This is a genomic window from Geobacter sp. SVR, from assembly GCF_016865365.1.
Lineage (GTDB): Bacteria > Desulfobacterota > Desulfuromonadia > Geobacterales > Pseudopelobacteraceae > Pelotalea.
The window spans coordinates 2,289,712-2,314,436 of record NZ_AP024469.1; the positions used below are offsets into that span (position 1 = coordinate 2,289,712).

Consider the following 24,725-nt stretch of genomic DNA (forward strand, 5'->3'; position numbering starts at 1 on the left):
ATGGAACGCAGAAAAAGCCGGATCTTGGCGGATACCCGCGGATAAATATACCGAGTTGATGGAAATCCGCGTAAATCCGCCGTTCCATCATGAAAGTTAACAATGACCGACATACACCGTGAAAAGATCCTGATCCTCGATTTCGGTTCCCAGTATACCCAATTGATTGCCCGGCGTGTTCGCGAAGCGCATGTCTACTGCGAACTACACCCCTTTGACATGGACCTGGACGCCATCCGCGCCTTTTCACCGTCCGGCATCATCCTGTCCGGCGGCCCCAAATCGGTCTACGAGCCGGGAGCGCCGAGCGTGGCGGAAGAGCTGTTCGAGCTGGGAGTGCCGGTGCTGGGAATCTGCTACGGCATGCAGCTGATGAGCCGGCACTTTGGCGGCGAGGTCGTGCCGGCCGGCAAGCGCGAGTTCGGCCACGCCGACCTGCTTGCCGCCGGACAGCCAGGGCCATTGTTTGACGGCTTCTTTGCCGAGGGCAAGAGTCCGGTCTGGATGAGCCACGGTGATCACGTTGCCCGCGTGCCTGCCGGTTTCGAGGTTGTTGCGGCCACCGCCAACGCGCCGGTTTGTGCCATCCAGGATGCATCCCGGCGCTTGTATGGCGTTCAGTTCCACCCGGAGGTCAACCACACTCCCCGCGGCGAGCTGTTGATCGACACCTTTGTCCGTAAGATCTGCGGCTGCGGCGGACTCTGGACCCCGGGACAGATCATCGAAGATGCCGTTACCCGTATCCGGCAGCAAGTCGGCCACCAGCGGGTCATTCTCGGACTTTCCGGCGGCGTGGATTCTTCAGTGGCAGCCGCCCTGATTCACCGCGCCATCGGGGATCAATTGACCTGCGTCTTTGTCGACAATGGACTTCTGCGGCTGGCCGAGGGTGATCAGGTTATGGCCACCTTTGCCGAAAATCTGGGTGTCAAGGTGATCCGGGTGGATGCCGAGGAGCGTTTCCTGGCCGCTCTGGCCGGAGAGAGCGATCCCGAGAAAAAGCGTAAGATCATCGGCGGCCTGTTCGTGGAGATCTTTGACGAAGAGGCGAGCCGGATCGCGGACGCCAGCTGGCTGGCACAGGGGACCATCTATCCCGACGTGATCGAGTCGGCCGGAGCAAAGACCGGCAAGGCCCACAACATCAAGAGCCATCACAACGTCGGCGGTCTTCCCGAACACATGAAACTCAAACTGCTGGAGCCGCTGCGCGAACTGTTCAAGGACGAGGTGCGTGCCATCGGTGAAGAGTTGGGGCTGCCGCACCAGATGGTATGGCGCCATCCCTTCCCGGGACCGGGGCTGGGTGTACGCATCCTGGGAGAGGTCAGGAAAGAATACGCCGATATCCTGCGCCGCGCCGATGCCATTTATATCGAAGAGCTGTATGCGGCCGGACATTACCACAAGATCAGCCAGGCCTTTGCCGTATTCCTGCCGGTCAAGAGCGTCGGGGTCATGGGGGATGGCCGCACCTATGAATACGTGATCGCACTGCGGGCTGTGGAAACCAAGGATTTCATGACCGCCGGCTGGTATCCGCTGCCTTACGAGGATATGGCGCGGATCAGCGGCAGGATCATCAACGAGGTCAAAGGGGTCAACCGGGTTGTCTACGATATCTCCAGTAAACCCCCTGCCACGATCGAGTGGGAATAGCGGATCGTTGAAGGTTTCGGAGTCCCGAATCCGATTCATTACTGCTGAGCGTACCGGGAATGGCCGAGGCAACACCTGCTGTCTGCCGCGACTTTTCCGCGCGCTCCATGCCGTGAAAGACGTCCGGTGGTCTGATTGCAGCGCCGGCGGGCGCATGTGCCAAATTGAAGGGGGGAAGCAGATGAAGCGCTTTGTCATCGAATGTGCCATAGCCGTACCGCCTGCCGCGAGCTTAGCCCCCACGTTTCGATCCGGCTTTCACGCCGGAACCGTTTGTCACCTCACCGATCATCTTTCCATCAGTTTCAATCATCAGCCGGTCCATCCGATAAAAGCTATATGCCGCCTTGACGGCAGTCTCCTGAACGTATCCCGGAGCGGTTTGAACGCTCCGCACCTATCCGAAGGAGTGGACAATGGAAGTTAAGCCGCGGTACGTCGACAACCCGGTGACGGGCTTCATTACCTGGAGTATCGTCTGGGGAGTTGTGGCTGTCCTGGTCGGTGTCCTGATTTCGCTGCAATTGATTTGGCCGCAGCTCAACGTCCCCCCCTATCTGACCTATGGACGTCTGCGCCCGATCCACACCAATGCCGGCATCTTCGGCTGGGGCATCGGCAGCTTCATCGCCCTGTTCTTCTACATCACCCAGCGCCTGACCCGCACTCCGTTATGGAGCCCCAAACTGGCCAGATTCACGCTCTGGCTGTTCAATATCGGCATCGCCTCCGCCGCGGTGACCCTGGCCATGGGCATGAACCGGACCAAGGAATACGCCGAGTTGGAATGGCCTCTGGCGATCGTGGTGGCCATCATCTGGGTGCTCTTTTCGGTCAATGTGTTCATGACCATCTACAAGCGCAAGGAAGAGCAGATGTACATCTCGCTCTGGTACATCATGGCCACGCTGGTCGGTGTTACGGTGCTGTACGTGATCAACAACCTGGGGATGCCGCTCAATCTGTTCAAATCCTACTCGGCCTTTGCCGGCACCAATGATGCCAACGTGCAGTGGTGGTACGGCCATAATGCCGTGGCCATGGTGCTGACCACTCCCCCACTGGCGATCTTCTACTACTTTCTGCCCAAGGTCACCGGCAATCCCATTTACAGCCACCGCATGGGCATTATCGCCTTCTGGAGCCTGATCTTCATGTATCTCTGGACCGGTGCCCACCATCTGCTCTGGACCCCGGTACCCGACTGGATCCAGACCCTGGCAATGGCTTTTTCGATCATGCTGATCGCCCCTTCCTGGGGAGCGGTTTTCAATGGCTACCTGACCATGAACGGGCAATGGCAGCAATTGAAGGACAACTACCTGGTCAAGTTCCTGATTGCCGGCATCACCTTCTACGGTTTGCAGACCCTCCAGGGCCCCATGCAGTCGGTTCGAAGCTTCTCCGCCTTCATCCACTACACGGACTGGGTGCCGGGCCATGTCCATATGGGGGCGCTGGGCTGGGTTTCCATGGTGTTGTTCGCAGCCATCTATTACGTGGTCACCAGGGTGAACGAAACGGAGATCTACAGCGAGAAACTGGTCAGCGTGCATTTCTGGCTCGTCTTGGCCGGACAGCTGGGATTCTCCATAACCATGTGGATCGCCGGCGTGCAGCAGGGAAGCATGTTGCTGGCAACCAACCCCGATGGCACGCTGCACTACAGTTTCATGGAGACGTTGATTGCAACCTATCCCTACTACAAGATGCGCTCTCTGAGCGGCTTGATCTACCTGGCGGGTCTGGCAGTATTCGTTTACAACATCTGCATGACTGCCAGGAAGGGCGCACGGGCCGCCTTACCGGCTTCAACCACTGAATCGGGCATCAGCACCGTTTCTTCATCCTGAAACGAGCGGGGGACACCACCATGCTGGAAAAGAACCCTGTTGTCTTCATCATACTGGCTTTTGCCGTGATCATGGTCGGCACGATCGTCACCATGATCGCCCCCTTCAAGTGGATCAACGGCCCCGGTGACAGCATCGCCGAGGTCAAGGCCTACACTCCGCTACAGCAGGAGGGGCGCGATATCTACATGAGGGAAGGGTGCAACAATTGCCATTCCCAGACTGTCCGCACGCTGGCCTCCGATGTGGAGCGGTACGGAAACGGCGCCGGTTATTCCCGGTCAGGGGAATTCGCTTACGACCGGCCCTTCCTGTGGGGATCGCGCCGCACCGGGCCGGACCTGGCGCGCATCGGGCTCAAGTACCCCGATGCCAAGGGGGCCTGGCACCGCAAACATATGGAGAACCCCCAGTCAGTGGTGCCGGCCTCCAATATGCCTGCGTATGCCCATTTGAACGTGCCGCTCGACACCACCTATTCCGAACGGAAGATGAAGCTGCTGGGATTTCCCTACACCCAGGCGGATCTGGACGAACTCAAAGGCAAGACCGAGATGGATGCCATTGTCGCTTACATGCGTAAACTCGGTACGGACGTGCCGGTCAAGACCAAGACGGCTGCTGCCGCGGCGACCGGCGAAAACCCGTACCGCGAGCTGAAACCGATCGAGGCTGAGGCGAAAAGTCTCTATGCCAGGGAGTGTTCGGCCTGCCACGGTGAGAAGATGGAGGGGGTAGTAGGACCGAAATTGAAGGGAATTCGCCTGGGCGATCCCGAGTTGTTTGCAGTCATTGCCAACGGCAGAACCGACAAGGGCATGCCGGGCTTTCAAGGAACGCTGGGCGAGCAGCAGGTCTGGAAACTGGTTACCCTGATCCGGCAGGGACGCGACTGATGGCCGGGGTCGGGCTGCTTTCCATCACTGCTTTTTTGCTGGCTGTCTTGCTGGTGATTGTTGTGATGTCGCTGCGGAAGGAAAGCAAAAAACGTCTGGAAGCCCCGAAGTACCGCATGCTCGAAGAGGAATAAACGGAGGAGTCGCAGCCATGTCCGAACAGCACGATTATGATGGCATCAGGTATAGGGAGGAACAGCGTTCGCCCGCGGTATTCCGGGTGCTTTTCGTTGTCCTGGTACTGTGGGGAGCTGCCTTCATCGGGTATTACCTTTTCAGCGGGTGGAGTTCCCAGGCCGAGGCCGAAGCCGATCGTACTGCCCGTGAAGCGCGCAAAAAAGGGGCAGCCGCCAGCCCGGACAACAAAGCTGCTCAGGGAAAACAGCTGTACGCAGCCAACTGCGCCGCGTGCCACGGAGAAACTGCCAAGGGGAGCGTGGGGCCCGATCTGACCGCGGCTGCCTACAAATATGGAAAATCAAAAACAGAGATCTCCCGTTCGATCGGCGAAGGGCGCCCCGGTGGCATGCCCGGTTTCGGCAGCCAACTCGATAAGGAGCAGATTGAAGCCCTGGCTGAATATCTGTTGTCTCTGAAATAAAAAGAGGGGATTTTTGAGCATGGATATCATATCGTTCGAAGAAATCATGTTTACCATCATGTCTGCAACCCAGGACACCTTCAAAAGCTACATGAACATCGATCTGTTGGCCGGAAAGGTCGAGCGGCGCGTTGATCCGGTTGATTCCGACGTGACCGGGATCGTCGGAGTGGCGGGTGGCCGCGTCGGGTACATTATCGTAGCCACGGACAAGAAAAGCGCACAACTCGTTGCCAAGGAACTGCTGATGGTGGACGAGGCCGACGACGAGTGCATCCGGGATGCGGTAGGGGAACTGGCCAACAACGTGGCCGGGGCCTTCAAGACCAAGTACCACGAACATTACGGCAACGTGGCCTTGGGTTTTCCCTTGGTCATCTCCGGTCAGCTGCGCACCATTTCAGAACCTCCTGACCCCGACGAGGGGGCCAGCATCAACGTGCAGTGCAAGGGGGTTACCATTCCCTTTACCACTGCCAATGGCAGCGTTACGCTGAAAGTCATGGTGTACATGTAGGATCGCCGGCGGTCTGCGCCGCGGGTGGGACAAGGAATCATTCGTGCAGGAAATTCTGGAACGTTACGGGATGTTGCTGCAGGAGGTGGACAACTGGCTGGCCACCTGCCTGGCAACACAGGGAGGGTCGATCGCCTGTCGGAGCGGATGTTCCGCCTGCTGCCGCGGGCTTTTCGACATTACCATACTGGATGCACTGTATCTGAAAGCCGGCTTCGACCGTCTGCCTCCTGACCGGCAGAGCAGCATCAGGCTGAAGGCGAAGGCGCGTCTGGATGCCATCCAGGCCGGGTGGCCCGCTTTCAGTCCGCCCTGGGTGTTGAACACCCTGCCGGAGCCGGAATGGGACCTGATCATGCCGGATGACGACGAAACTCCGTGTGTGATGCTGTCGGAAGAGGGGCAATGTCTTGTCTATGCCCACCGCCCCATGACCTGCCGTCTCAACGGCATCCCTTTGATCGACGTCAGTGGTGAAGAGCTGTTCGATGAATGGTGCACGCTCAATTTTACCGATATCGATCCGCGTACGCTGGAGGAATTGCGTCATCCGTTCAGGGAACTCTTTGCCCAGGAACTGCTGCTGTTTCGCGAGTTGACCAAGCGATTGCTGGGCAGGCCGGTCAATGAACTGGACACCGTCATTCCCGCCGCAGCTTTCCTCGAATCCAACATGCTGAGCAGGCTGAGCGGCGACCTGCCTGCGGACAAGGATCAATAGGCGACACCGTACTCCTTCATGCAGGTGATGAATCGGAAAGCCCTTTTTACCCGTGATACGATCCGCATCGGTTTCAGGGGTTTGGGAATGAAATCGATGCAGTCCGATTCCACTGCCTTTTTCTCGTCCTCGCCGGTGGCCAGCGAGGTCAGCATGATCACCGGCAGCTGCTCGGTCCGGAAATCGGCTTTGAGTGTTCTCAGGACTCCGAAGCCATCCAGGCGGGGCATGATGGAATCGCAGATCACCAGATCCGGTTCGAACTCCACCGCCAGGTTGAATGCCTTGAGCGGATCGCTGGTGGACTTGATGTTGAAGCCTTCGGTCAGGAGCGCCAGTTCGATGATCTGGGCATCTTTCTCATCGTCGTCCACCACGAGGATCTTGCGGCGCGGATCCGCATCAGAGCCTGTTTTTCGGTAGTAAAAGGAAATGGCAGCCATCAGGTCGTCACGGGTTGCCAGTACCGGGACGATCTTCAGGTTGTTCCTCTTGGACAGAAGGTCCATAGTCTCCAGGTCGAACGGGTCGTTTACCGCCAGGTACAGGACGTTTTCCGCCAGCTTGAGCGGGAATGCAAGTTTCATGAGCGCAATTTCGGCGGGAACGAGATCAAGCAGGGTCTTGCTGAAGTGGTGACTGACAATCCTGGCAACCTTTTTGAACCCGAACTGGCGGGAAAGCGACTGGATCAACTCCTCCTGGTTTATGACCCCCATCTCTTCCAGGATCTCACCCAGTCTACCGCCGATGTTCTTCTGGCGCTCCAGAGCCCGTCCAAGGGTAACCGGCGTAATGATGCCGGCCTCGACCAACAGGTCTCCCAGATGTTTCCTGATGTCCATACGCCCACCTCTCGTGGCGCTTAGAATCTGCCGCACCGGCATATTGCCGTACATTTTTTAATTTACCCCATTTTTATCACCTGTCTAATTGCCCGGTCATTTTATCGAACCGGCCGACACGATTTCGGATCATATGGAACAGCAGGAATATCAGGCGTTGAAACCCATGGTACTCAGGTGGGGCGGCAGACTGGCAATGGTGAGTGCCATTCTGACGCTCCCGCTGTTCGTAATCTCCCTGCAACTCGATGCGAGAGGGGGACGATCCATCCTGATCGCCCAGTTGTTGATGCAGATTTCAAGCACCCTGATTTTTGTGGTGCTGACCGGCCTGCTGCGCAGTTTTCTCGTGAGAAACTGTTTGTTTCGGGGAGCCGACCGGCCGTTGTTTTTTCTGATACTCTTGAATTGTGTCTATGCCGCCTTTTCTTCGATGGCGTTGCTTGATCCCCAGAGCAAGGAACAGTTCCAAACCGTTTTGATGACGCTTGTGGTGGCGCTTGGAATGCTCCAGGCGCTGTTCGGCTATCTGCTGAGGCGGATGGAAAACGATCTGGGGGGCTTTAAGCGCGCATTTTCCAGTCTGAATGTATTTACCGGGGTCTGTCTGGCATCGCTGGTGCTGATTCCAGTCGGCGTCCTGGCCAGCGCGGTTGCCGATGTCATGCTTGCAACGATCTTCTTCCGGGAGGTCGACCGACAGGGGCATCTGCCGGAAGATTCTCCCGAGCCATGAGTAGCTTGATGAGTAGATTGATCCTTGAATCTAACGGAGGTTGATATGGACCAGAAGGCCTGGACACCTGCAGATCTGTTGCAACTTTCAGGGGGATACTGGAGCATCTGCGCTCTCCACACCGGTGTGAAACTGGATCTCTTTACCAGACTGACGGATCGTCCCCTTGGTGCCGCCGAACTGGCAGGCCAGCTCGAAGTCGATGCGCGCGGACTGGGGATGCTGCTCGATGCGCTGTCTGCCATGGCCCTGCTGGAGAAGAGGGGAGGCTCCTATGGTGCGTCACCTTCTGCCGCCGAGTACCTCAGCCGTTCCTCCTCCAAGTACCTGGGCCATATCATCATGCATCACCACCACCTGATGGATGGCTGGCTGCATCTCGATCAGGCCGTGAGAAAAGGGGGGGCTGTTCGGGAGAGCGTATCGCGTTGCGGAGACGAGAGCTACCGCGAGAGTTTCCTGATGGGCATGTTCAATCTGGCCATGCAGCTGGCTCCCCTGGTGGTGAAAGCAGTCGATCTCGGCGGACGGCGGCGCCTGCTGGATCTGGGGGGAGGTCCCGGGACCTACGCCATCCATTTTTGCCTGCAGAATCCCGCCCTGACGGCAGTTGTCTATGATCTCCCCTCAACCCGCAGGTTCGCCGAAGAGACCATTGCCCGTTTCGGGCTTGGCGAGCGGATCGCCTTCAACGACGGTGACTTCATCAACAGCGGCATCGAAGGACGCTACGACGTGGCCTGGCTGTCGCATATCCTGCACGGGGAAAGCCCTGACAGCTGTGCCGTGATACTGAGGAAGGCGATTTCGGCCTTGGAACCGGGGGGCATCATCCTGGTGCAGGAATTCATCCTCGAAGATACCAAGGATGGCCCCCTGTTCCCTGCGCTTTTCTCACTGAACATGCTGCTGGGGACACCTGCCGGGCAGGCCTATTCCCAGGCAGAGCTGCTGGACATGCTGGCCGCGGCCGGTGCCGTCGACCTCCGCCGGTTGCCGGTCGACTTGCCGAACGGTGCCGGGATCATCGCCGGCAGCGTACCGGCAGCCTGACGATCGATATACGGTTATATCCATGAAAAAACAGAGGCCCGTGGAACAAGGTTCCACGGGCCTCTGAACGCCGTATATCGAATTTTCTATCGGGCGGCCTTGACCATCAGGTCGCTTACCAGGCGTGTGAAGCGCAGCGGGTCTTTGATGGGGGACCCTTCGGTCAACAGGGCCTGGTCATAGAGCAGTTCGGCATAGTCATTCAGACGGCTGTCCTGCTGGTTGCCCTTGAAGATATCCGCCATGACCCGTATGATCGGGTGATTCGGGTTCAGCTCAAGTACGCGCTTCGACTCGGGCACCGGCTGGTTCATGGCCTTGAGAATGCGCTCCATGTTGGCGTTCATGCCGTATTCATCGGCCACCAGGCAGCAGGCGCTGTCGGTCAGACGCTTGGAGAGCCGCACGTCCTTGAGGCTGCTTTCCAGCTGCCCTTTGATGAACGAGAGCAGGTCGCCGTATTCCTTGCGGGCTTCCTCCTGTTTGGCCTCCTTTTCCTTTTTTTCCTCTTCGCTGTCCAGATCCAGGTCGCCCCGGTCAACCGCCTTGAGCTTCTTCTCCTTGTATTCCTGCAGGCTCTGAACGACCCATTCGTCCACCGGATCGGTCATGAACAGTACTTCGTATCCCTTGGCCTTGAAAACCTCCAGGTGCGGTGAGGTTTCGAGCGCAGCCCGATTGTCGCCGGTGATATAGTAGATCTCCTGCTGGGACGCCGGCATGCGCTCGGCATACTCCTTCAGCGAGGTGTAGGCGCCCGCCTCGGTGGCAGTGCTCTCGAACAGCACCAGTTCCTGCAGTTTCTCCTTGTTGGCATAATCGAAATGCAGCCCTTCCTTGAGAACCGGCCCGAACTCCTTCCAGAAGGTCACATAGTCGTTAAAGCTCTTTTCCTTGGATTCAGCCAGCGTCGAGAGCACCTTGCCGACCAGGTTTTTCTGGATGCGCTTGATCTGCACATCCTCCTGAAGGATTTCGCGGGAGACGTTCAGCGGCAGGTCGCTGGAATCGACCACACCCTTCACGAAACGCAGGTAGTCGGGAATCAGCTCTTCGCAGTGGTCGGTGATGAAGACCCGTTTGACATAGAGCTGCAGCCCCTTTTTACGGTCCGACATGAACAGGTCGAACGGCTTCTTGGCAGGCAGGTAGAGCAGGGCCTTGAATTCGCTGATTCCCTCGGCCGAGAAGTGGATCGTGCTAAAGGGATTCTCGAAATCATGAGAGATATGTTTGTAGAATTCCTGGTATTCTTCTTCGGTAACCTCGCTCTTCGGCCTGGTCCAGATCGCCTTCATGGAGTTGAGGGTCTGTTCCTCGGTCTTTTCGATGGTTCCGGCGCCTTCGATCTCCTTCCCGTCCACACCTTTGGGGGTCTCGCTGCGGGTGATGTCCATCACGACCGGATACTGGATGTAGTCGGAGTATTTTTTGACGATGGAACGGATCTTCCACTCATCGAGATACTCCTTGAACTCCTCTTTCAGATGAAGCGTGATCTCGGTGCCGCGCTGCTCTTTCGTGATTTCCTCGACAGTATAGCTGCCGTCGCCGATCGATTCCCAGCGGCAGCCTGCCTCGGGTGCCCCCGGCTTGCGGGTTTCCAGCACCACCCGGTCGGCCACCATGAAGGAGGCATAGAAGCCTACGCCGAACTGGCCGATCAGTTCCGGGCTGTCGCCGGCGGACTTGTCCTTGAGCGCCTGCATGAAGGCCTTGGTGCCGGAGCGGGCGATGGTGCCGATATTTTCCTCCACCTCGGCCATGCCCATGCCGATGCCGTTGTCACGGATGGTGAGGGTGCCGGCGTCCTTGTCCGGGATCAGCTTGATCTTCCAGTCGCTGTTGCCCTCCAGCAGGTTTTCGTTCGAATGCGATTCGAAGCGGATCTTGTCGATGGCGTCGGAAGCATTGGAGATCAGCTCACGCAGAAAGATGTCGCGATTGGAATAGAGCGAGTGGATCACAAGATCGAGAAGCTGTTGAACCTCGGTCTGGAACTGTTTGGTGGTCTTGGACATGCCGCAGGTTTCTCCTTGATGGTATGAATTTGAATTTCCATAATTTAAGCACTGCCAGATCATTTTTCAAGGGGGGTGGAGTGAATGGCGGAAAATCACCCGCTATCGTTCGTGCCGCTGTTCAATTTACGGCCAAATGGGGATGCAGAGAGGGAAGGGGATGTGCGGCCGCGGGGCGGACTGTCTGCCCCGCAGCCGGAAGAGTAGCGTGCCGAAGGTTTTACTTGCTCAGTTTCTTTCTGATGGCCTCCACCACATGATAGGCATCGTTAATGGCGGTGTAGATCAGGTTGGGATGCCGCTCTTCGGTGATGGCTCCTTCGCTGATTTTCATGTACGAAGGGGATATGGCCCCCCCGATTACGTACACTCCCTTGCGGGTCGACTCGAATTCGGAGGTCAGAAGCGCCAGGCGCTCCCCTTCCTTGGCGATTTTGCACACCCCGGCGGTGCAGGCGATCATCTGGATGCCGATCTTGTCAAAGATCGGCATCGGCCCTTGGGAGCCGATACAGGCAATGACGTTCTGCATCGGAAAGCTCATGGCATGGTAGAGATCAATGCCGTCGGCCTGCTTGAACTCGTTGATCCGGATCACCAGCCGGTCGACCCCCTCTTCGTCGACTTCGCCGATACGAGGCATGGCCCCGGGCAGCAGGCGGATGTTGCCCCCCAGCAGGATCTCTTCACCCAGGCGCTGGGCTGTTTCCTTGTTGACGTCGAAGGTTTCGGCCTTGTGAGCCCAGTATACGGGCTGGGTATCATTGACCTCGCGTTTGGCTTTGAGAATGCCGGTTATCACGTCGGCAGCCGTGTTGCCCCCGCCGATCACCAGGGTCTTGATGCCGATATATTTGCTGGCATCTTCGACATTTTTGGCAACCATCTTGGCATCCCCATATACCGAAAGTTCCCGGGGAATACTGCTGCCGAATGCCAGCACAACCTTCTTACCCTTGAAGTTGCCCTTGGAAGTATGAACGGTCAATCCGTCCCGCCCATCCTTGATCTCCTCGAATACCGCTTCGGTCTGTATATTCAGGTTCTCGTGCTGGACAAAATGCTGCACGTACTGCAGGTAGCTTTCAACCGTAACAGGTTTGTCAGGCGGTCTCAACTCCTCGACCAGAAAGGGCTCCGGAGCGTCCTTGGGTTTGGAGGCATACACCAGCTTTCCTTCGGGATACGTATTGGCTATACCCTGGAAAGCCGCCTTGCCCGACTCCAGCACCAGATAGGACAGGCCATTTTTGTGGCAGAGATACGCAGTGGCAAGCCCTGCCGGACCGCCACCAATGATCAAAACATCATAGATAGTGCTCATGTTTCCTTTTCCTTCTGTGAGTGAAATACTGCTTAGTTCATAGCATGCCGGCGGATAAAGATAAAGAGTCTAATGACGCGGACCCCTCCGGCATAAAGTGGTTTTTGTTTTCCGGAGGTTGGGGTAGAATATGACAATAATCTAAGGAGGTTTCCATGAGAGATAAAAACTGCAAAATGGCTGCGGCAGCTTTTCTGATGGTGGCAGGGGGGATAATCGGAGCGGGTCTGGCTCTTGTGCTGGCACCGCAATCCGGCGAGCGCACCCGTCGCGACTTGGCCCGTGCTGCCCGCAAGGTCAGGCGCAAGACGGATCAAACGGCGGACGAGCTGGCTGAAAACATCAACGAACTGGTGGATTCCATCGGTAATAAGGCCGATGATCTGGTGGGAAAAGGGAAAGATGTCGCCGGTACGGCGCGCAAGGAGCTGATCAGGTTGATCGAGGAGGGGGCATCGCGGCTGGAGAAGTTCCGCACCAAGCTGAGCAGGATGTGATCAGGGTCTGGACAAGGGAGAAACCGACCCTTCGGGAATCGCCGGAGACGGGAAGGGAGTGGCATGGCCTTTCGTCTCCCGGGAACGTTGCTCGGCCGGATCAACCGGTTTTTGTTGCGGTTCCCGGGGGATGGACTCTTTGTTTTTCGTTTCATCAGGTTTGGCCGGTCGCAGGAACGAAATGTCGCCGTAGTAGCCTGCCGTTGATTCGCCGGTGTTGTCCGTGTCGGTCATCAATGCGACTGCGCCGATCCTGGGGGGCTCTTCTCCGAAAAATTTCCTGTAGTCCTGGTAAACATTGCGTTGATGGGAAATCCAGCGCCCGATGGCTTCGTCTCCGGAATCAACGGCAACAGTGATGATGTTCTTGGTGAACGGGCTGGCAACATGTTCTCCCTTTGTCAGTTTGTTGGCCCAGACATAGCAGATTGCGCGGGTTTCGGAGAATATCCCGCGCGGGAAAAGTACATAGATTCTGGCGGAAAAATCGTCCCCTTCCTTTGTCCTCTCGTCCCCTTTTGCAATGGTGTGATCGACCTTCCAGGACCATTTGAGGAGCGGGTACTCCTTCGGATCGAGCTTCAGCTTGTAGAGCATACCTGAGGCCGATTTCGCGCTGTGTGCCGCCAGGAAGGAGCGTTCGTTGTCTTTTGCGAGGCGATACACGGTCTTCGGCTTGAAAATGCCGATGGTCTGCTCTTTCCAGCCCTCCATATCGCCGCTGCTGAATTTTCCGAGATGGATTTCACTTTCAAGTGCACCGACCGTAAAAGACAGCTGAAGGAAGAGTATGCAAAGCAGCGCGATTTTCATTCGGCCCTTGAGGAGAGAGAACCGGTATCACCCGGGGCTGGCATCAGCTGGCTGAAATACTCGATCGACAGGAACCGCTCCGATGCCCGGGGCTGGATGGCGGAGCTGAAGCGGCTCACGTACACCAGGTACCTGATGCCGAAGCGTTCCGCGGTCGAAAGATTGGTTTCGCTGTCCTCGCCCAGCATGGTGCGGTTCGGTTCGTAGGTGACATGCCGTTGAAGCGCTGCCCAGAAACGGTCGTCTTCCTTGGGAAGCCCCACTTGGTGCGCCGAGATGACCCCGTCAAAATAGGGGCCGAGCAGTGTCTTCTTCATCTTCAGGTTCAGGGTTTTGGAATGGGCATTGGTGACCAGCCAGACCTGCTTGCGGTGTTGCTTCAGAAACAGCAGGAATTCAACCACAAAGGGATGCACGGCGATCAGGTGCTGGACCTCCTCCTTGAGCAGGGGGATATCGAGGTGCAGGCGGTCCGACCAGTAGTCGAGGTCGGTCCAGTTGAGCGTATTTTCCTGGGACCTGAACATGGCATAGAGGTGCTGGCGCGCATATTCCAGCGTGACGTTATGCCGGGCTGCCCAACGTTTTGGCACATGTTCCAGCCAGAAGTGATCGTCGAAATGCCTGTCCAGCAGCGTGCCATCCATATCCAGCAGCACGGTGTCGATCGTGTTCCAGTCAAGCGGCATGTATTCCCCTTGCAGAGTCGGATAAGCTCCCGCCAATTATTGCAGGCTAAAGCGTCCGTTCAACAATACGCAAGTCATGAAATTTGTCAAGACGGGGGTGGAGGTATCCCTTCAGCCTCATCCTGCCGGGTAGTCCGATCTGAACGGCATCACACGGCCGACGGCCCGGTGGCGGAATTTCCCTCTTTTGTTGACTTTCCGTTTGCCGGGCAGGTATAATTAAAAATTTCGTTATGACAAAGAAACGACTCTACATAGAAACGTTCGGATGCCAGATGAACGTGAACGATACCGAACGGATCGTCGCCATGCTGGCCGATATCGATTATCTGTCCACCGATGCCGTCTCCGAAGCGGATCTGATCCTCTTGAACACCTGCAGCGTGCGCGGTGGAGCAGAGGAAAAGGTCTACCGGCGGCTGGAAAACCTGCGCGTATTCAAGAGGTCCAAGCAGGGCCTGGTCATCGGCGTGGGGGGCTGCGTGGCCCAGCAGGAGGGGGACGAACTGCTCCGGAAGCTTCCCTGGGTGGACCTTGTGTTCGGAACGCACAACCTGCACCTGCTGCCCGATCTGGTGCGCGCCGCCGAAAACGGTGAGCGCCGCTGCGAAACTTCCTTCATCGACAATGAACAGCGGCTGGACCTGTTTCCCCCGGTCGGGGGCGTTTCGCGCCACAGCAGCTTCGTTACGGTCATGCAGGGCTGCGATAACTTCTGCTCCTACTGCATCGTTCCCTATGTGCGCGGCCGCGAGATCAGCCGCCGTTCCGGCGAGATTATCGAGGAGGTCGAGCGGTTGAGCGCTGCCGGTGTGCAGGAGGTCGTGCTGCTGGGGCAGAATGTCAACTCCTACGGCCTGAAGACAGAGGGGGAGCCGAGCTTCGCCGGTCTGATCCGGCGCATTGCAGCCATCGACGGCATCCGGCGCATCCGCTTCACCACCTCCCATCCCAAGGATATGTCAGCAGAACTGATCGCCTGTTTCAGCGATGTTCCCAAGCTGTGCGGTCAGGTACAATTGCCGGCGCAATCGGGCAGCAACGCGGTCTTGAAGCGCATGAACCGCGGATATACCCGGGAACAGTACCTTGAAAGGATCGCAGCGCTCAAGTCGGCCCGGCCCGGCATTGCCATCACCGGCGACATGATTGTCGGCTTTCCCGGCGAAAGCGAGGCCGATTTCGAAGAGACACTGAGCCTGATGGAGGAGGTGCGCTACATTGACCTGTTCTCCTTCGTCTATTCGCCTCGCCCCGGCACCAAAGCCGCGGAGCTGACCGAGGAGATCGGCCGGGAGGAAAAGCTGCGGCGGCTGGATCGGCTCCAGGAGCTTCAGCGCCGGATCACCAACGAGATTCAGGAGACCTTTCGGGGCAGCCTTCAGACCGTGTTGATCGAAGGGGAGGGTAAGCGTGCCGGGCAGGTTTCGGGCAAGACCGAAAGCGGCAGGACCGTGAATCTTGCCGGCGAACGCAGCCTGATCGGCAGATTCGCCGACGTACGCATTATCGAGGTATATCAGAACTCGCTTCTGGGTGAACTGCTGCAGTGCCGCGAACCCTGATATTTCCCTGAATCGATGCCGTCGCATCCGAAATGCTTCGCTCCGCCACACTCAGGCAAAGCCTCTCAGACAGGCGGAGGTTTGAAACGTCACTGATTCAGGATTTTTTCCGAGAGGGAAGTCATGTCAATCGAAACCACAACACCGGCAGCACCGTCCAATTTTCTCCGCACCATCATCGAGGATGATCTCGACACGGGCAAGCACCAGAATGTGGTGACGCGCTTTCCGCCGGAGCCGAACGGCTACCTCCATATCGGCCATGCCAAGTCGATTTGCCTCAATTTCGGCCTGGCCCGGGATTTCGGTGGACGGTGCCATCTCCGCTTCGACGATACCAATCCGGTCAAGGAAGAGGTGGAGTACATCGAATCGATCAAGGAGAGCGTCCGCTGGCTGGGCTTCGACTGGGGCGAACACCTCTATTATGCTTCGGACTATTTCGAGCAGCTCTACCAGTGGGCCGAATACCTGATCGGGCAGAGCAAGGCCTATGTTGACGATCTGTCTGCTGATGAAATGCGGACCTATCGCGGCACCCTGACTGAACCGGGCACGGAAAGCCCCTTTCGCAATCGCAGCGTCGCAGAAAATCTGGACCTGTTCCGCCGCATGCGGGCCGGCGAGTTTCCGGACGGCGCCAAGGTTCTCAGGGCCAAAATCGACATGGCCTCTCCCAACCTGAACCTGCGCGACCCGGTCCTGTACCGCATCAGCCATGTTCCCCATCCGCACGTGGGGGATGCCTGGTGCATCTATCCGATGTATGATTTCGCCCATGGACAGTCCGATGCCATCGAAGGCATCACCCATTCCATCTGTACGCTGGAGTTCGAGGATCACAAGCCGCTCTACGAATGGTTCCTGGACAATCTGCCGGTGCCGGCCCGGCCGCGGCAGTACGAGTTTGCCCGACTCAACCTTACTTATGCAGTGATGAGCAAGCGCAAGCTGCACGAGCTGGTCACCAGCGGGACCGTCAGCGGATGGGACGATCCCCGCATGCCGACCCTGATGGGCCTCAGGCGGCGCGGCTACACCCCCGAATCGATCCGTGCCTTCTGCGAGCGCATCGGTGTTGGCCGGAGCGACTCCTGGATCGACATGGCCATCCTTGAGGAGGCTGTGCGGGAGGATCTGAACGAGCGGGCGCCGCGTGCCTTGGCTGTTTTACGGCCGCTCAAGGTGGTGATCGACAATTATCCCGCCGGAGAGGTGGAGGAGTTCGAGGCAGCCAACCATCCCCAGAAGCCGGAGATGGGCAGCCGCACGGTCACCTTTTCGCGTGAGCTGTTCATTGAGCAGGACGATTTCTGCGAACAGCCCCCCAAGGGTTTCTTCCGCATGACTCCCGGTGCGGAGGTGCGTCTGCGCTATGCCTACATCGTGCGCTGCACGAGCGTCGTGAAGGATGAAAACGGCGCAGTGACCGAGGTACACTGCGAATACGATCCGGCCTCCCGGGGAGGTTCGGCGGCTGATGGCAGGAAAATCAAGGGCACCATTCACTGGGTTTCCGCTTCGCACTCCCTGGAGGCGGAGGTGCGGCTGTTCGACCGTCTCTTCACCGATCCCAATCCCGACCGGGGTGGGGCGGACTACAAACAGTTTCTCAATCCGCAGTCGGTGGAGGTTGTTTCCTCCGCCCGGCTGGAGGCAGGCCTGGCTTCCGTTGACGGCGATGTCCGCCTCCAGTTCGAGCGCCAGGGCTATTTCTGCCTCGACTGCAAGGATTCCCGGCCCGGAAGCCCGGTTTTCAACCGCATCGCAACCCTGAAGGATACCTGGACCAAGAAGTAGAACTTAAGGAATTCGAGTGTAAAACCATGAAAAACAATGTATTCAAATCCGGCTTCGTGTCGATCGTGGGGCGACCCAACGTGGGAAAATCCACGCTGCTCAACAGCATCATCGGCGAGAAGATCGTCATCACCTCGGACAAGCCCCAGACCACCCGCAACCGCATCCAGGGTATTCACAACATCCCGGAAGGGCAGATCGTCTTCATCGACACTCCCGGCATCCATACCAGCCGGTCGCGACTGAACAGGAGCATGGTTGATGCCGCCCTTTCGGCCATCAGCGGAGTCGACCTGCTGCTGCTGGTGGTGGAGGCTACGACCCCGGTCGACTCGCCGCTGGTCAAGGAGGTGCTGTCCGGCGTCAGGACGCCGGTTGTGCTGGCGCTCAACAAAATCGACCTGCTGCCCGAGAAGGACGTTCTGCTGGAAAAGATCTCCGCCTGGTCCGGCGTCCATCCTTTCCGCGAGATCGTGCCGATCTCGGCCGGAGTAGGGGATGGCGTCGAACATCTGGTCAAGACCATCACATCATACCTGCCCGAAGGACCGGCGCTTTTCCCGGATGACATCCTGACCGACATGCCGGAGAAGTTCATCTGCGGCGAAATGATCCGCGAGAAGGTCTTCCGGCTGACCCATGCCGAGATACCCTATTCGACCGCCGTCGAGGTGGAGAGCTTCAAGGAACGCGAAAACGGCGTGGTAGCCATTACGGCCGCCATCATCCTGGAGCGTGAAACCCAGAAGGGCATCATCATCGGGCGAAAAGGGGAAATGCTCAAGCGCATCGGTACCCAGGCCCGGCAGGATATCGAACGTCTGCTCGGCACACGGGTTTTCCTGGAACTGTTCGTAAAGGTGGTCGAAAACTGGAGCGAGCGCACCTCCAAACTGAGGGAGCTGGGGTACGAATGAAACCGATTGTAGCCATTGTCGGACGCCCGAACGTGGGGAAGTCCACCCTGTTCAACCGCCTGCTGGGGCATCGCCGCGCCATTGTGGACGATACGCCCGGTGTGACACGCGACCGCAACTACGCTGTCATCACCCGTTTTGAAAAGCCTTTCATACTGGTCGACACCGGCGGTTTCGAGCCTGTCACCGAGGACAGGCTTCTCCAGCAGATGCGCGAGCAGTCCCGATTGGCCATGGACGAAGCGGATGTCATCATTTTCATGATGGATGCCCGTACCGGCCTGACGCCGGCCGACGTGGAAGTGGCCACCATGCTGCGCCGGGTGAAAAAGCCGGTCTTCTACGTCGTCAACAAGGTGGACGGCGACAAGTTGGAAAATGAATCGGCCGAGTTTTACTCCCTGGGCGTTGGCCAGCTTTTCACGATTTCAGCCGAACATAACCGCGGAGTCACCGATCTGGTGGAAAACCTGCAGGAACTGTTTCCTGCTGCTGCTTCCTCCGGGGACGATCAGGAGATTACCCGCATCGCCGTGGTGGGACGCCCCAATGTGGGCAAGTCCTCCCTGGTCAACCGGCTGCTCGGTTTCGAACGGGTGGTGGCAAATCCTACAGCCGGCACCACCAGGGATTCGATCGACACCCTCTTTACCTGCAATTCCAAGCCCTACCTGCTGATCGACACCGCCGGCATCCGCCGCAAGGGCAAAACGACCCAGAAGCTGGAAAAATACAGCGTGGTGGATGCCCTGCGCAGCATCGAGCGGGCCGATGTCGTGCTGGTGGTTCTGAACGCTGAAGAAGGGGTCACGGAGCAGGACGAGCGGATTGCGGGGTATGTTCATGAGGCCGGGAAGGGCTGCGTCTTTGTGATCAACAAATGGGATACCGTCGCCAAGGACAATTCCACCTTCGGCCGCTACGTGGAGAAGGTCAGAACCGGCTTCAAGTACCTGGCCTATGCCCCCATGGTTTTCGTTTCAGCCCTGACCGGACAGCGCACCGGCAAGATCATCGAATCGGTGGATGACGTCATGGAGCAGTACAGTCGCCGCGTTACCACCTCGGATCTCAATCGCGTGTTTTCGGAGGCTACCGAAAGCCACCATGCCCCTCTGGCTCACGGCAGAAGGGTCAAATTCTATTTTGCCACCCAGGTGGCCACCCGCCCCCCATCTTTCGTGATATTCACCAACCAGCCCGATGCAATCCATTTTTCGTACGAACGCTATCTGGTAAACAAGTTTCGGGAGGCCTTCGGTTTCGATGGAACCCCCCTGCGCCTGATCTTCAGGGGACGGGACAGGGAAGGTGCTGCCAGAAACCCGCGCAAAGCTGCATAAGGGCTTTACTTGCCGCGGTTGATCGGCTATTATTTCCGAGTTTTACGCAGCGGTTGACGCGCGTAACGGACATCCGGCCGCGATCCCGGGATCAACACCAGGAGAGCGGCGCAGCTACGATTGTCAGCGGCCGGATACCGGCACGTGAAAGCCGGCACTCCCAGGAAAGGTCCACCGCACGTATGAAGACAATTTTGATCGCCGACGACTCCAAGGCCATGCGGGCCTTGCTGGTCTCCAGCATCGAATCACTGGGCGATTTCAATATCGTGGAAGCATCCAACGGTTTCGAAGCCTTGAGGCTTCTGCCGCGCGAGAATGTCGACCTTATTCTCACCGACATCAACATGCCGGACATAAATGGCCTGGAACTGATCAGCTACCTGCGCACCAACTCAAATTACCTCGATATTCCCGTAATCATCATTTCCACCGAGGGCAGCCAGAAGGATATCGACAAGGGCAAGCTCCTCGGGGCCAACGAGTATGTCGTCAAGCCCTTTGACCCCGCCAGGATCCAGGAATTGGTGAAGGGATTCCTGTGCCCCGGCACGTGACCTGTTTCCGTTCGCGGGGACAGGCTTGAGCAATCCTGTTTCATAAACTCCGGCCGTTTGACTGGTTTACCTCCATGACTCTGGGCTCATCAGCACATAAAGCGGTCAAGGACTTCCTGGCAGAGGCCGAGGAAATCACGGACCAACTGGGCAGCGAGCTGGCCGATCTGGCTGACAGGGCCGACAGCGGAGACTTCAATCCTGACCTGCTCAATTCCATATTTCGCGGAGCCCATTCCCTCAAGGGGCTGGCGGGCATGTTCGGCTTCAGCGAAATCTCGGAGTTGTCCCACAACATGGAAAACCTGCTGGACTGGCTGCGTCTCGGGAAGCTGAAGCTCGAGCCGCCGGTGATTTCCGTTCTTTTCGAATCCCACGAGTTGCTCAATTCCATCATCCGCAGCCTTGCGGATCAAAAACCGGATACCCATGCCGACGGGATAGCTGCCTGTGTGGCCAGAATCAATGCCTGCCTGTCTCCCCCCGAACAGCAGCCCGAAGCGTCGCCCCTCCTGCAGCTCGGTCTGTCCGAACGGGTGCTTGCTTCGCTGACAGAGTATGAGGAACACCGCCTTCTGGACAACTACGACAGGGGCCGGAACATCTTCCGCATTCACACATCCTTCGATCTGACCACGTTCGACGTCGATCTGTCCCTGGTTTCGGAGAAGCTCAAGTCCTGCGGGGAAATCATCAGCACCCTTCCCAGCACCGATGGCACCATGGACACCAGCATCGATTTCGACCTGCTGTACGGTACGACCGGGGAAGCCGAAGAGCTGGAACAGCTGGTTGAAAATTACAGCATCAACATCGTGTTATTAGGCAAAAAACCGCTGGCGGAACCGGAAACGATTCCGCCGGAGCCGAACCTGTCATTGCCTGTGGTGTCCCCGGCAGAACAGACCATGGCTCCGCCGCCCGCTTCAATCAATCCGCCGCCTGCTCCGGCAGGGGGGGATGACTCCTCGTCGGCAAAAAGCATGAGCCGCACCGTACGTGTGGATATCGGCAAGCTGGACGATCTGATGAACATCGTCGGTGAACTGGTGCTGGCCCATTCGTCGATCGCTTCCCTTGCCACCCGGATGCGCAACGAGGGTTTTTCCCGTATGGCGATCGAACTGGGCAAATCTGCCAAGGGGCTTGAGCGTAAACTGACCGACCTGCAGAAAGGGGTCATGGAGATCCGGATGATTCCGGTCGGCCAGTTGTATGAAAAAATGTCCCGCATCGTGCGCAAGATCTCCCGTGAGCAGGGCAAGAAGGTGGAGCTGAAGTTCCACGGCGCTGAGACCGAGCTCGACAAACTGATCGTGGAGGATATTTCCGACCCGATGATGCATATCATCCGGAACGCCATCGATCACGGGATCGAGCCCCCCGAACAGCGCCTGGCCCTGGGCAAGGACGAGAAGGGCACCATTACCATCGCCTCCTACTCCAAAGGCAACCATGTCGTGATCGAGGTCCAGGACGACGGCGGCGGTATCGACGTTCAAAAGATCAAAACAAAGGCGCTGCAGAAGGGGCTTGTACACGATGTCGGCACCGTCTCGGACAAGGAAGCACTGGATTTCATCTTCCTGCCCGGTTTCTCCACCACCGATCAGATCAGCGAGGTGTCGGGACGCGGGGTCGGAATGGATGTCGTCAGGAACAACATCACCTCCATTTCGGGCATGGTCGACATCGAAACCAGCCAGGGGGCAGGGACCCGCTTCATCATCACCTTGCCGATCACCCTGGCCATCATCAAGGTGCTGATCATCTCCTGTGCCGGGAGGACCTATGCCCTGCCGATCACCTCGGTGCTCGAATCGCTGATCCTCCACGAACGGGATATAAAGTCGGTCGAGCGCAAAGAGGTCATCCAACTGCGGGAAACGACCCTTCCACTGCTCAGGCTCGATGCCTTTTTCGGCATCGGACGCCAGGAGAGGCGTCCGGACGAATTTTACGTGGTGGTGGTAGGGGTCGCCGAAAAACGGCTGGGTATCGTCGTGGATGACCTGCTGGGGCAGCAGGATATCGTCATCAAGTCCCTGGGCGAATCGTTCAAGAAATTCCGCGGCATTTCGGGGGCTGCCGACCTGGGTGACCAGCGTACCATCCTGGTGCTCGATGTGGGGGGGATGATTGCCGAAGCCATGAAGAGCGGTACCTGATCATGTACAAACGTTACTTCGGGTTTACGGAAAAGCCTTTCAGCAAAACGCCTGACCCTCGTTTCCTGTTTTTCAGCAGAGGCCATGAAGAGGCCCTGGCCAGACTGGAATTCGTTGTGGAGGAACGGGAGATCGCCGTTCTGACCGGTGATATCGGCTGCGGCAAGACCACCATTTCCCGTGCCCTGATGGATAGGCTCGGTGACAGGTACCGCTTCTGTTACATCGTCAACCCGCGTCTGAATGCGCTCGAATTCCTGCGCGCCACGGCCCGGCTGCTGGACGTTGAAAGGCCGGCCGCCTCCAAGAACGAGGTGCTGGAGCAGATAAATGCCGTTATCTACGATCACTATCTGAAAGGTATCTGTCCGGTCATAGTGGTCGATGAGGCCCAGATGATCGCAGATGCGGAAGTATTCGACGAGATCAGGCTTCTGACCAACTTTCAGCTGGATGCCCATAATCTCCTGGCCGTGGTTATCATGGGGCAGCCCGAACTGCGCAGCATGCTTTCATCGCCGCGTTTCGAGCCGCTTCGTCAGCGAATCGCACTCCATTACCACCTCTGCCCGCTTTCGCTGGAGGAAACCATGGAATACCTCGATTTCAGGCTGGAGATGGCTGGCGGGGAGGCGGGCCTGTTCACCCCCGATGCCGTGCAGAAGGTTTACGAGCTGACCGGCGGAGTGCCGCGCAAGATCAATTCAGTGGCCACCAATGCCTTGCTGGTGGCATACGGAAATGATGCCGCCCTGATCGACTCCGCCATCATAAACGAAATCAAAGATGAAATGATGATGTAGGCAGGGGATAATGGATCTGGCCAAAATAAGAAAAAAAGCCCGCCAGCAGGAACGGGCGCCGCTGCCGGAACGTCCCGCCCTTTGCCAGCCGGAGGTGTCGGAACTCCTGCCGCTGCCCGAGCCGAGGGAGATGCCCGTACCGGTACCGGAGATGGCGTTTGTCAATGTCAATACGCCCGCCGTGCCCGACGCTCCGGCCGTTGCGAAAAAGCCTCGCAGAAGAACGGTATCCGATCCGGTTGCGCTCCTGCTTGCCGGGAGGGAGGCTGCCGGCTGCGATGAGGATCTGCAGGCTGTTTCCAGTGAATTATCCAACGCACCGATCGAAGAATACGAAGAATTTCTCTGCATCCGGGTGGCTGACGAAACGTACGGCATCAACATCATGCAGATCAAGGAGATCATAAAACCGAGGCCGGTAACCGAAGTGCCCCGGTCCCCCTCCTTTGTGTCCGGGGTGATTTCCCTGAGAGGCGTGATTACCCCGATCATCGATCTGCTCGTCCGTCTCGGACTCGACAGGGAATCCGCCACCGGGAAAGAGCGGGTGGTGGTGGTCAAAAACGGCAACGAACTCTGCGGCCTGATGGTGGATGAGGTCACCAAGGTGGTCCGCATCCCGAAGAACAGCTTTGAAGCCGCTCCGGCCGTTCTCGAAGGTATTGACCGCGATTTCGTCAAGGGAATCGGCCGTGCAGAGGGGCTGATGATCATACTGCTCCATATCGAGGCGATCGCCGATATAGACCTGATGTAGCCACTGACGAGGGCGCTTTCCGAATGGAGAGACCGGCGGGAACGCCTTTGGGACATGACCACGTTCATTTCGCTAGCAACCAACTGAAGATGGGCCGGAGCATCTGCCAAGGCATGAACAAAGAACTCACGGAAATACAGCTGGCCTGTTTCAGTCTGGGTGAGACCCTCTTTGCCGTGGATATCATGCGCATCAGGGAGATCGTACAGCCCCAGAGGTTGTCATGCCTGCCCGGTTCCTCCAGCATGGTGGAAGGGGTCATCAATCTCCGCGGAAACATCATTCCGGTCATGAACCTGCGCCGGCGTTTCGGCCTGCCCCCGGTCCCGGAAGACAAGCCGGCCAAGTTTCTGATCGTGTCGCTCGCACGGCAGGCCCTGGCGCTGGTGGTTGACGAAGTGCTGGAAGTCATCGCGGTGCCGGCCGGCGATATAAAGCCCCCCCCCGATGTGGACGAGGGGGTCGGCGCCGAATGGCTGCTGGGAGTCTGCCTGTCGCAGGAGCGCCTGTTCATGATTCTGGACATCGATTCGCTCCTGGGATAATGGGACCAGGTTACGGTGTCCCGGCAGACGCTGGTTGATTTT

At 57.8% G+C, this 24,725-nt stretch carries 24 protein-coding genes; 19 read left to right on the forward strand and 5 right to left on the reverse strand.

The genetic code is table 11. The features are described 5' to 3' along the window. Positions 1–102 precede the first annotated feature (102 nt). From guaA to GSVR_RS10620, 7 genes are all read left to right on the forward strand, one after another. A complete protein-coding gene (gene guaA / locus GSVR_RS10595; protein ID WP_173199426.1) occupies positions 103–1,662 on the forward strand; it encodes a glutamine-hydrolyzing GMP synthase in 1,560 nt (519 codons plus the stop codon). 416 nt (positions 1,663–2,078) lie between these two features. Continuing rightward, a complete protein-coding gene (locus GSVR_RS10600; RefSeq protein WP_173199424.1) occupies positions 2,079–3,515 on the forward strand; it encodes a cbb3-type cytochrome c oxidase subunit I in 1,437 nt (478 codons plus the stop codon). 20 nt (positions 3,516–3,535) lie between these two features. Further along, positions 3,536–4,411, forward strand: a complete 876-nt coding sequence (locus tag GSVR_RS10605) for a cbb3-type cytochrome c oxidase subunit II (protein ID WP_173199422.1) — start codon at positions 3,536–3,538, stop codon at positions 4,409–4,411. Next, a complete protein-coding gene (locus tag GSVR_RS22200) occupies positions 4,411–4,545 on the forward strand; it encodes a CcoQ/FixQ family Cbb3-type cytochrome c oxidase assembly chaperone (RefSeq protein WP_173199420.1) in 135 nt (44 codons plus the stop codon). The genes GSVR_RS10605 and GSVR_RS22200 overlap by 1 nt, the downstream gene beginning before the upstream one ends. 17 nt (positions 4,546–4,562) lie before the next feature. Then, positions 4,563–5,012 carry a c-type cytochrome gene (locus GSVR_RS10610; RefSeq protein ID WP_173199418.1) on the forward strand — a complete coding sequence of 150 codons (450 nt, stop codon included), beginning with the start codon at positions 4,563–4,565 and terminating at the stop codon, positions 5,010–5,012. A gap of 19 nt (positions 5,013–5,031) precedes the next feature. After that, positions 5,032–5,529, forward strand: coding sequence for a chemotaxis protein CheX (locus GSVR_RS10615; protein ID WP_173199417.1), 498 nt, complete (start codon positions 5,032–5,034; stop codon positions 5,527–5,529). A gap of 43 nt (positions 5,530–5,572) precedes the next feature. Then, positions 5,573–6,250, forward strand: a complete 678-nt coding sequence (locus GSVR_RS10620; RefSeq protein ID WP_173199415.1) for a YkgJ family cysteine cluster protein — start codon at positions 5,573–5,575, stop codon at positions 6,248–6,250. On the opposite strand, the gene GSVR_RS10625 is transcribed toward GSVR_RS10620, so the two are convergent. Then, entirely contained in the window at positions 6,244–7,095 is an 852-nt protein-coding gene (locus GSVR_RS10625; RefSeq protein ID WP_173199413.1) for a response regulator, read from the reverse strand. The genes GSVR_RS10620 and GSVR_RS10625 overlap by 7 nt on opposite strands. Positions 7,096–7,228: 133 nt before the next feature. Here GSVR_RS10625 and GSVR_RS10630 point away from each other — a divergent pair, with 133 nt between their 5' ends. Continuing rightward, a complete protein-coding gene (locus GSVR_RS10630) occupies positions 7,229–7,831 on the forward strand; it encodes a hypothetical protein (protein ID WP_173199411.1) in 603 nt (200 codons plus the stop codon). Between the two features lie 45 nt (positions 7,832–7,876). Beyond that, positions 7,877–8,884 (forward strand): methyltransferase, encoded by a 1,008-nt coding sequence (locus tag GSVR_RS10635; RefSeq protein ID WP_173199409.1) that lies wholly within the window; start codon positions 7,877–7,879, stop codon positions 8,882–8,884. Between the two features lie 86 nt (positions 8,885–8,970). Here the strand turns inward: GSVR_RS10635 and htpG are convergent, their stop codons facing one another. Together htpG and GSVR_RS10645 are read right to left on the reverse strand one after the other, a co-directional pair. After that, a complete protein-coding gene (htpG, locus tag GSVR_RS10640; protein ID WP_173199407.1) occupies positions 8,971–10,905 on the reverse strand; it encodes a molecular chaperone HtpG in 1,935 nt (644 codons plus the stop codon). A gap of 220 nt (positions 10,906–11,125) precedes the next feature. Next, positions 11,126–12,229 carry an NAD(P)-binding domain-containing protein gene (locus tag GSVR_RS10645; protein WP_173199405.1) on the reverse strand — a complete coding sequence of 368 codons (1,104 nt, stop codon included), beginning with the start codon at positions 12,227–12,229 and terminating at the stop codon, positions 11,126–11,128. 155 nt (positions 12,230–12,384) lie between these two features. Between GSVR_RS10645 and GSVR_RS10650 the strand changes: the two genes are divergently transcribed. Next, positions 12,385–12,726 carry a YtxH domain-containing protein gene (locus tag GSVR_RS10650; RefSeq protein ID WP_173199403.1) on the forward strand — a complete coding sequence of 114 codons (342 nt, stop codon included), beginning with the start codon at positions 12,385–12,387 and terminating at the stop codon, positions 12,724–12,726. On the opposite strand, the gene GSVR_RS10655 is transcribed toward GSVR_RS10650, so the two are convergent. Together GSVR_RS10655 and yrfG are read right to left on the reverse strand one after the other, a co-directional pair. Next, positions 12,727–13,440, reverse strand: coding sequence for a DUF3047 domain-containing protein (locus GSVR_RS10655; protein ID WP_239077519.1), 714 nt, complete (start codon positions 13,438–13,440; stop codon positions 12,727–12,729). Between the two features lie 95 nt (positions 13,441–13,535). Further along, positions 13,536–14,228, reverse strand: coding sequence for a GMP/IMP nucleotidase (gene yrfG / locus GSVR_RS10660; protein ID WP_173199399.1), 693 nt, complete (start codon positions 14,226–14,228; stop codon positions 13,536–13,538). Positions 14,229–14,461: 233 nt separating this feature from the next. Between yrfG and miaB the strand changes: the two genes are divergently transcribed. The 9 genes from miaB to GSVR_RS10705 all read left to right on the forward strand — a co-directional run bounded on the left by miaB (position 14,462) and on the right by GSVR_RS10705 (position 24,683). Further along, positions 14,462–15,793, forward strand: coding sequence for a tRNA (N6-isopentenyl adenosine(37)-C2)-methylthiotransferase MiaB (gene miaB, locus GSVR_RS10665; RefSeq protein WP_173199397.1), 1,332 nt, complete (start codon positions 14,462–14,464; stop codon positions 15,791–15,793). Between the two features lie 123 nt (positions 15,794–15,916). After that, entirely contained in the window at positions 15,917–17,593 is a 1,677-nt protein-coding gene (locus tag GSVR_RS10670) for a glutamine--tRNA ligase/YqeY domain fusion protein (protein WP_173199395.1), read from the forward strand. A gap of 26 nt (positions 17,594–17,619) precedes the next feature. After that, entirely contained in the window at positions 17,620–18,510 is an 891-nt protein-coding gene (gene era / locus GSVR_RS10675; protein WP_173199393.1) for a GTPase Era, read from the forward strand. Continuing rightward, positions 18,507–19,853 carry a ribosome biogenesis GTPase Der gene (gene der / locus GSVR_RS10680; protein ID WP_173199391.1) on the forward strand — a complete coding sequence of 449 codons (1,347 nt, stop codon included), beginning with the start codon at positions 18,507–18,509 and terminating at the stop codon, positions 19,851–19,853. The genes era and der overlap by 4 nt, the downstream gene beginning before the upstream one ends. 182 nt (positions 19,854–20,035) lie before the next feature. Next, entirely contained in the window at positions 20,036–20,410 is a 375-nt protein-coding gene (locus GSVR_RS10685) for a response regulator (RefSeq protein WP_173199390.1), read from the forward strand. A gap of 74 nt (positions 20,411–20,484) precedes the next feature. Next, positions 20,485–22,578, forward strand: a complete 2,094-nt coding sequence (locus GSVR_RS10690; protein ID WP_173199388.1) for a chemotaxis protein CheA — start codon at positions 20,485–20,487, stop codon at positions 22,576–22,578. A 2-nt stretch (positions 22,579–22,580) separates the two neighbouring features. Further along, positions 22,581–23,381, forward strand: coding sequence for an ExeA family protein (locus tag GSVR_RS10695; protein ID WP_173199386.1), 801 nt, complete (start codon positions 22,581–22,583; stop codon positions 23,379–23,381). Between the two features lie 10 nt (positions 23,382–23,391). Next, on the forward strand, positions 23,392–24,138 hold the full coding sequence (locus GSVR_RS10700) for a chemotaxis protein CheW (RefSeq protein WP_239077520.1): 747 nt from the start codon (positions 23,392–23,394) through the stop codon (positions 24,136–24,138). Positions 24,139–24,251: 113 nt separating this feature from the next. Beyond that, the gene (locus GSVR_RS10705) at positions 24,252–24,683 is read left to right on the forward strand and encodes a chemotaxis protein CheW (RefSeq protein WP_173199384.1); all 432 of its coding nucleotides are present in this window, start codon (positions 24,252–24,254) and stop codon (positions 24,681–24,683) included. Positions 24,684–24,725: the final 42 nt, after the last annotated feature.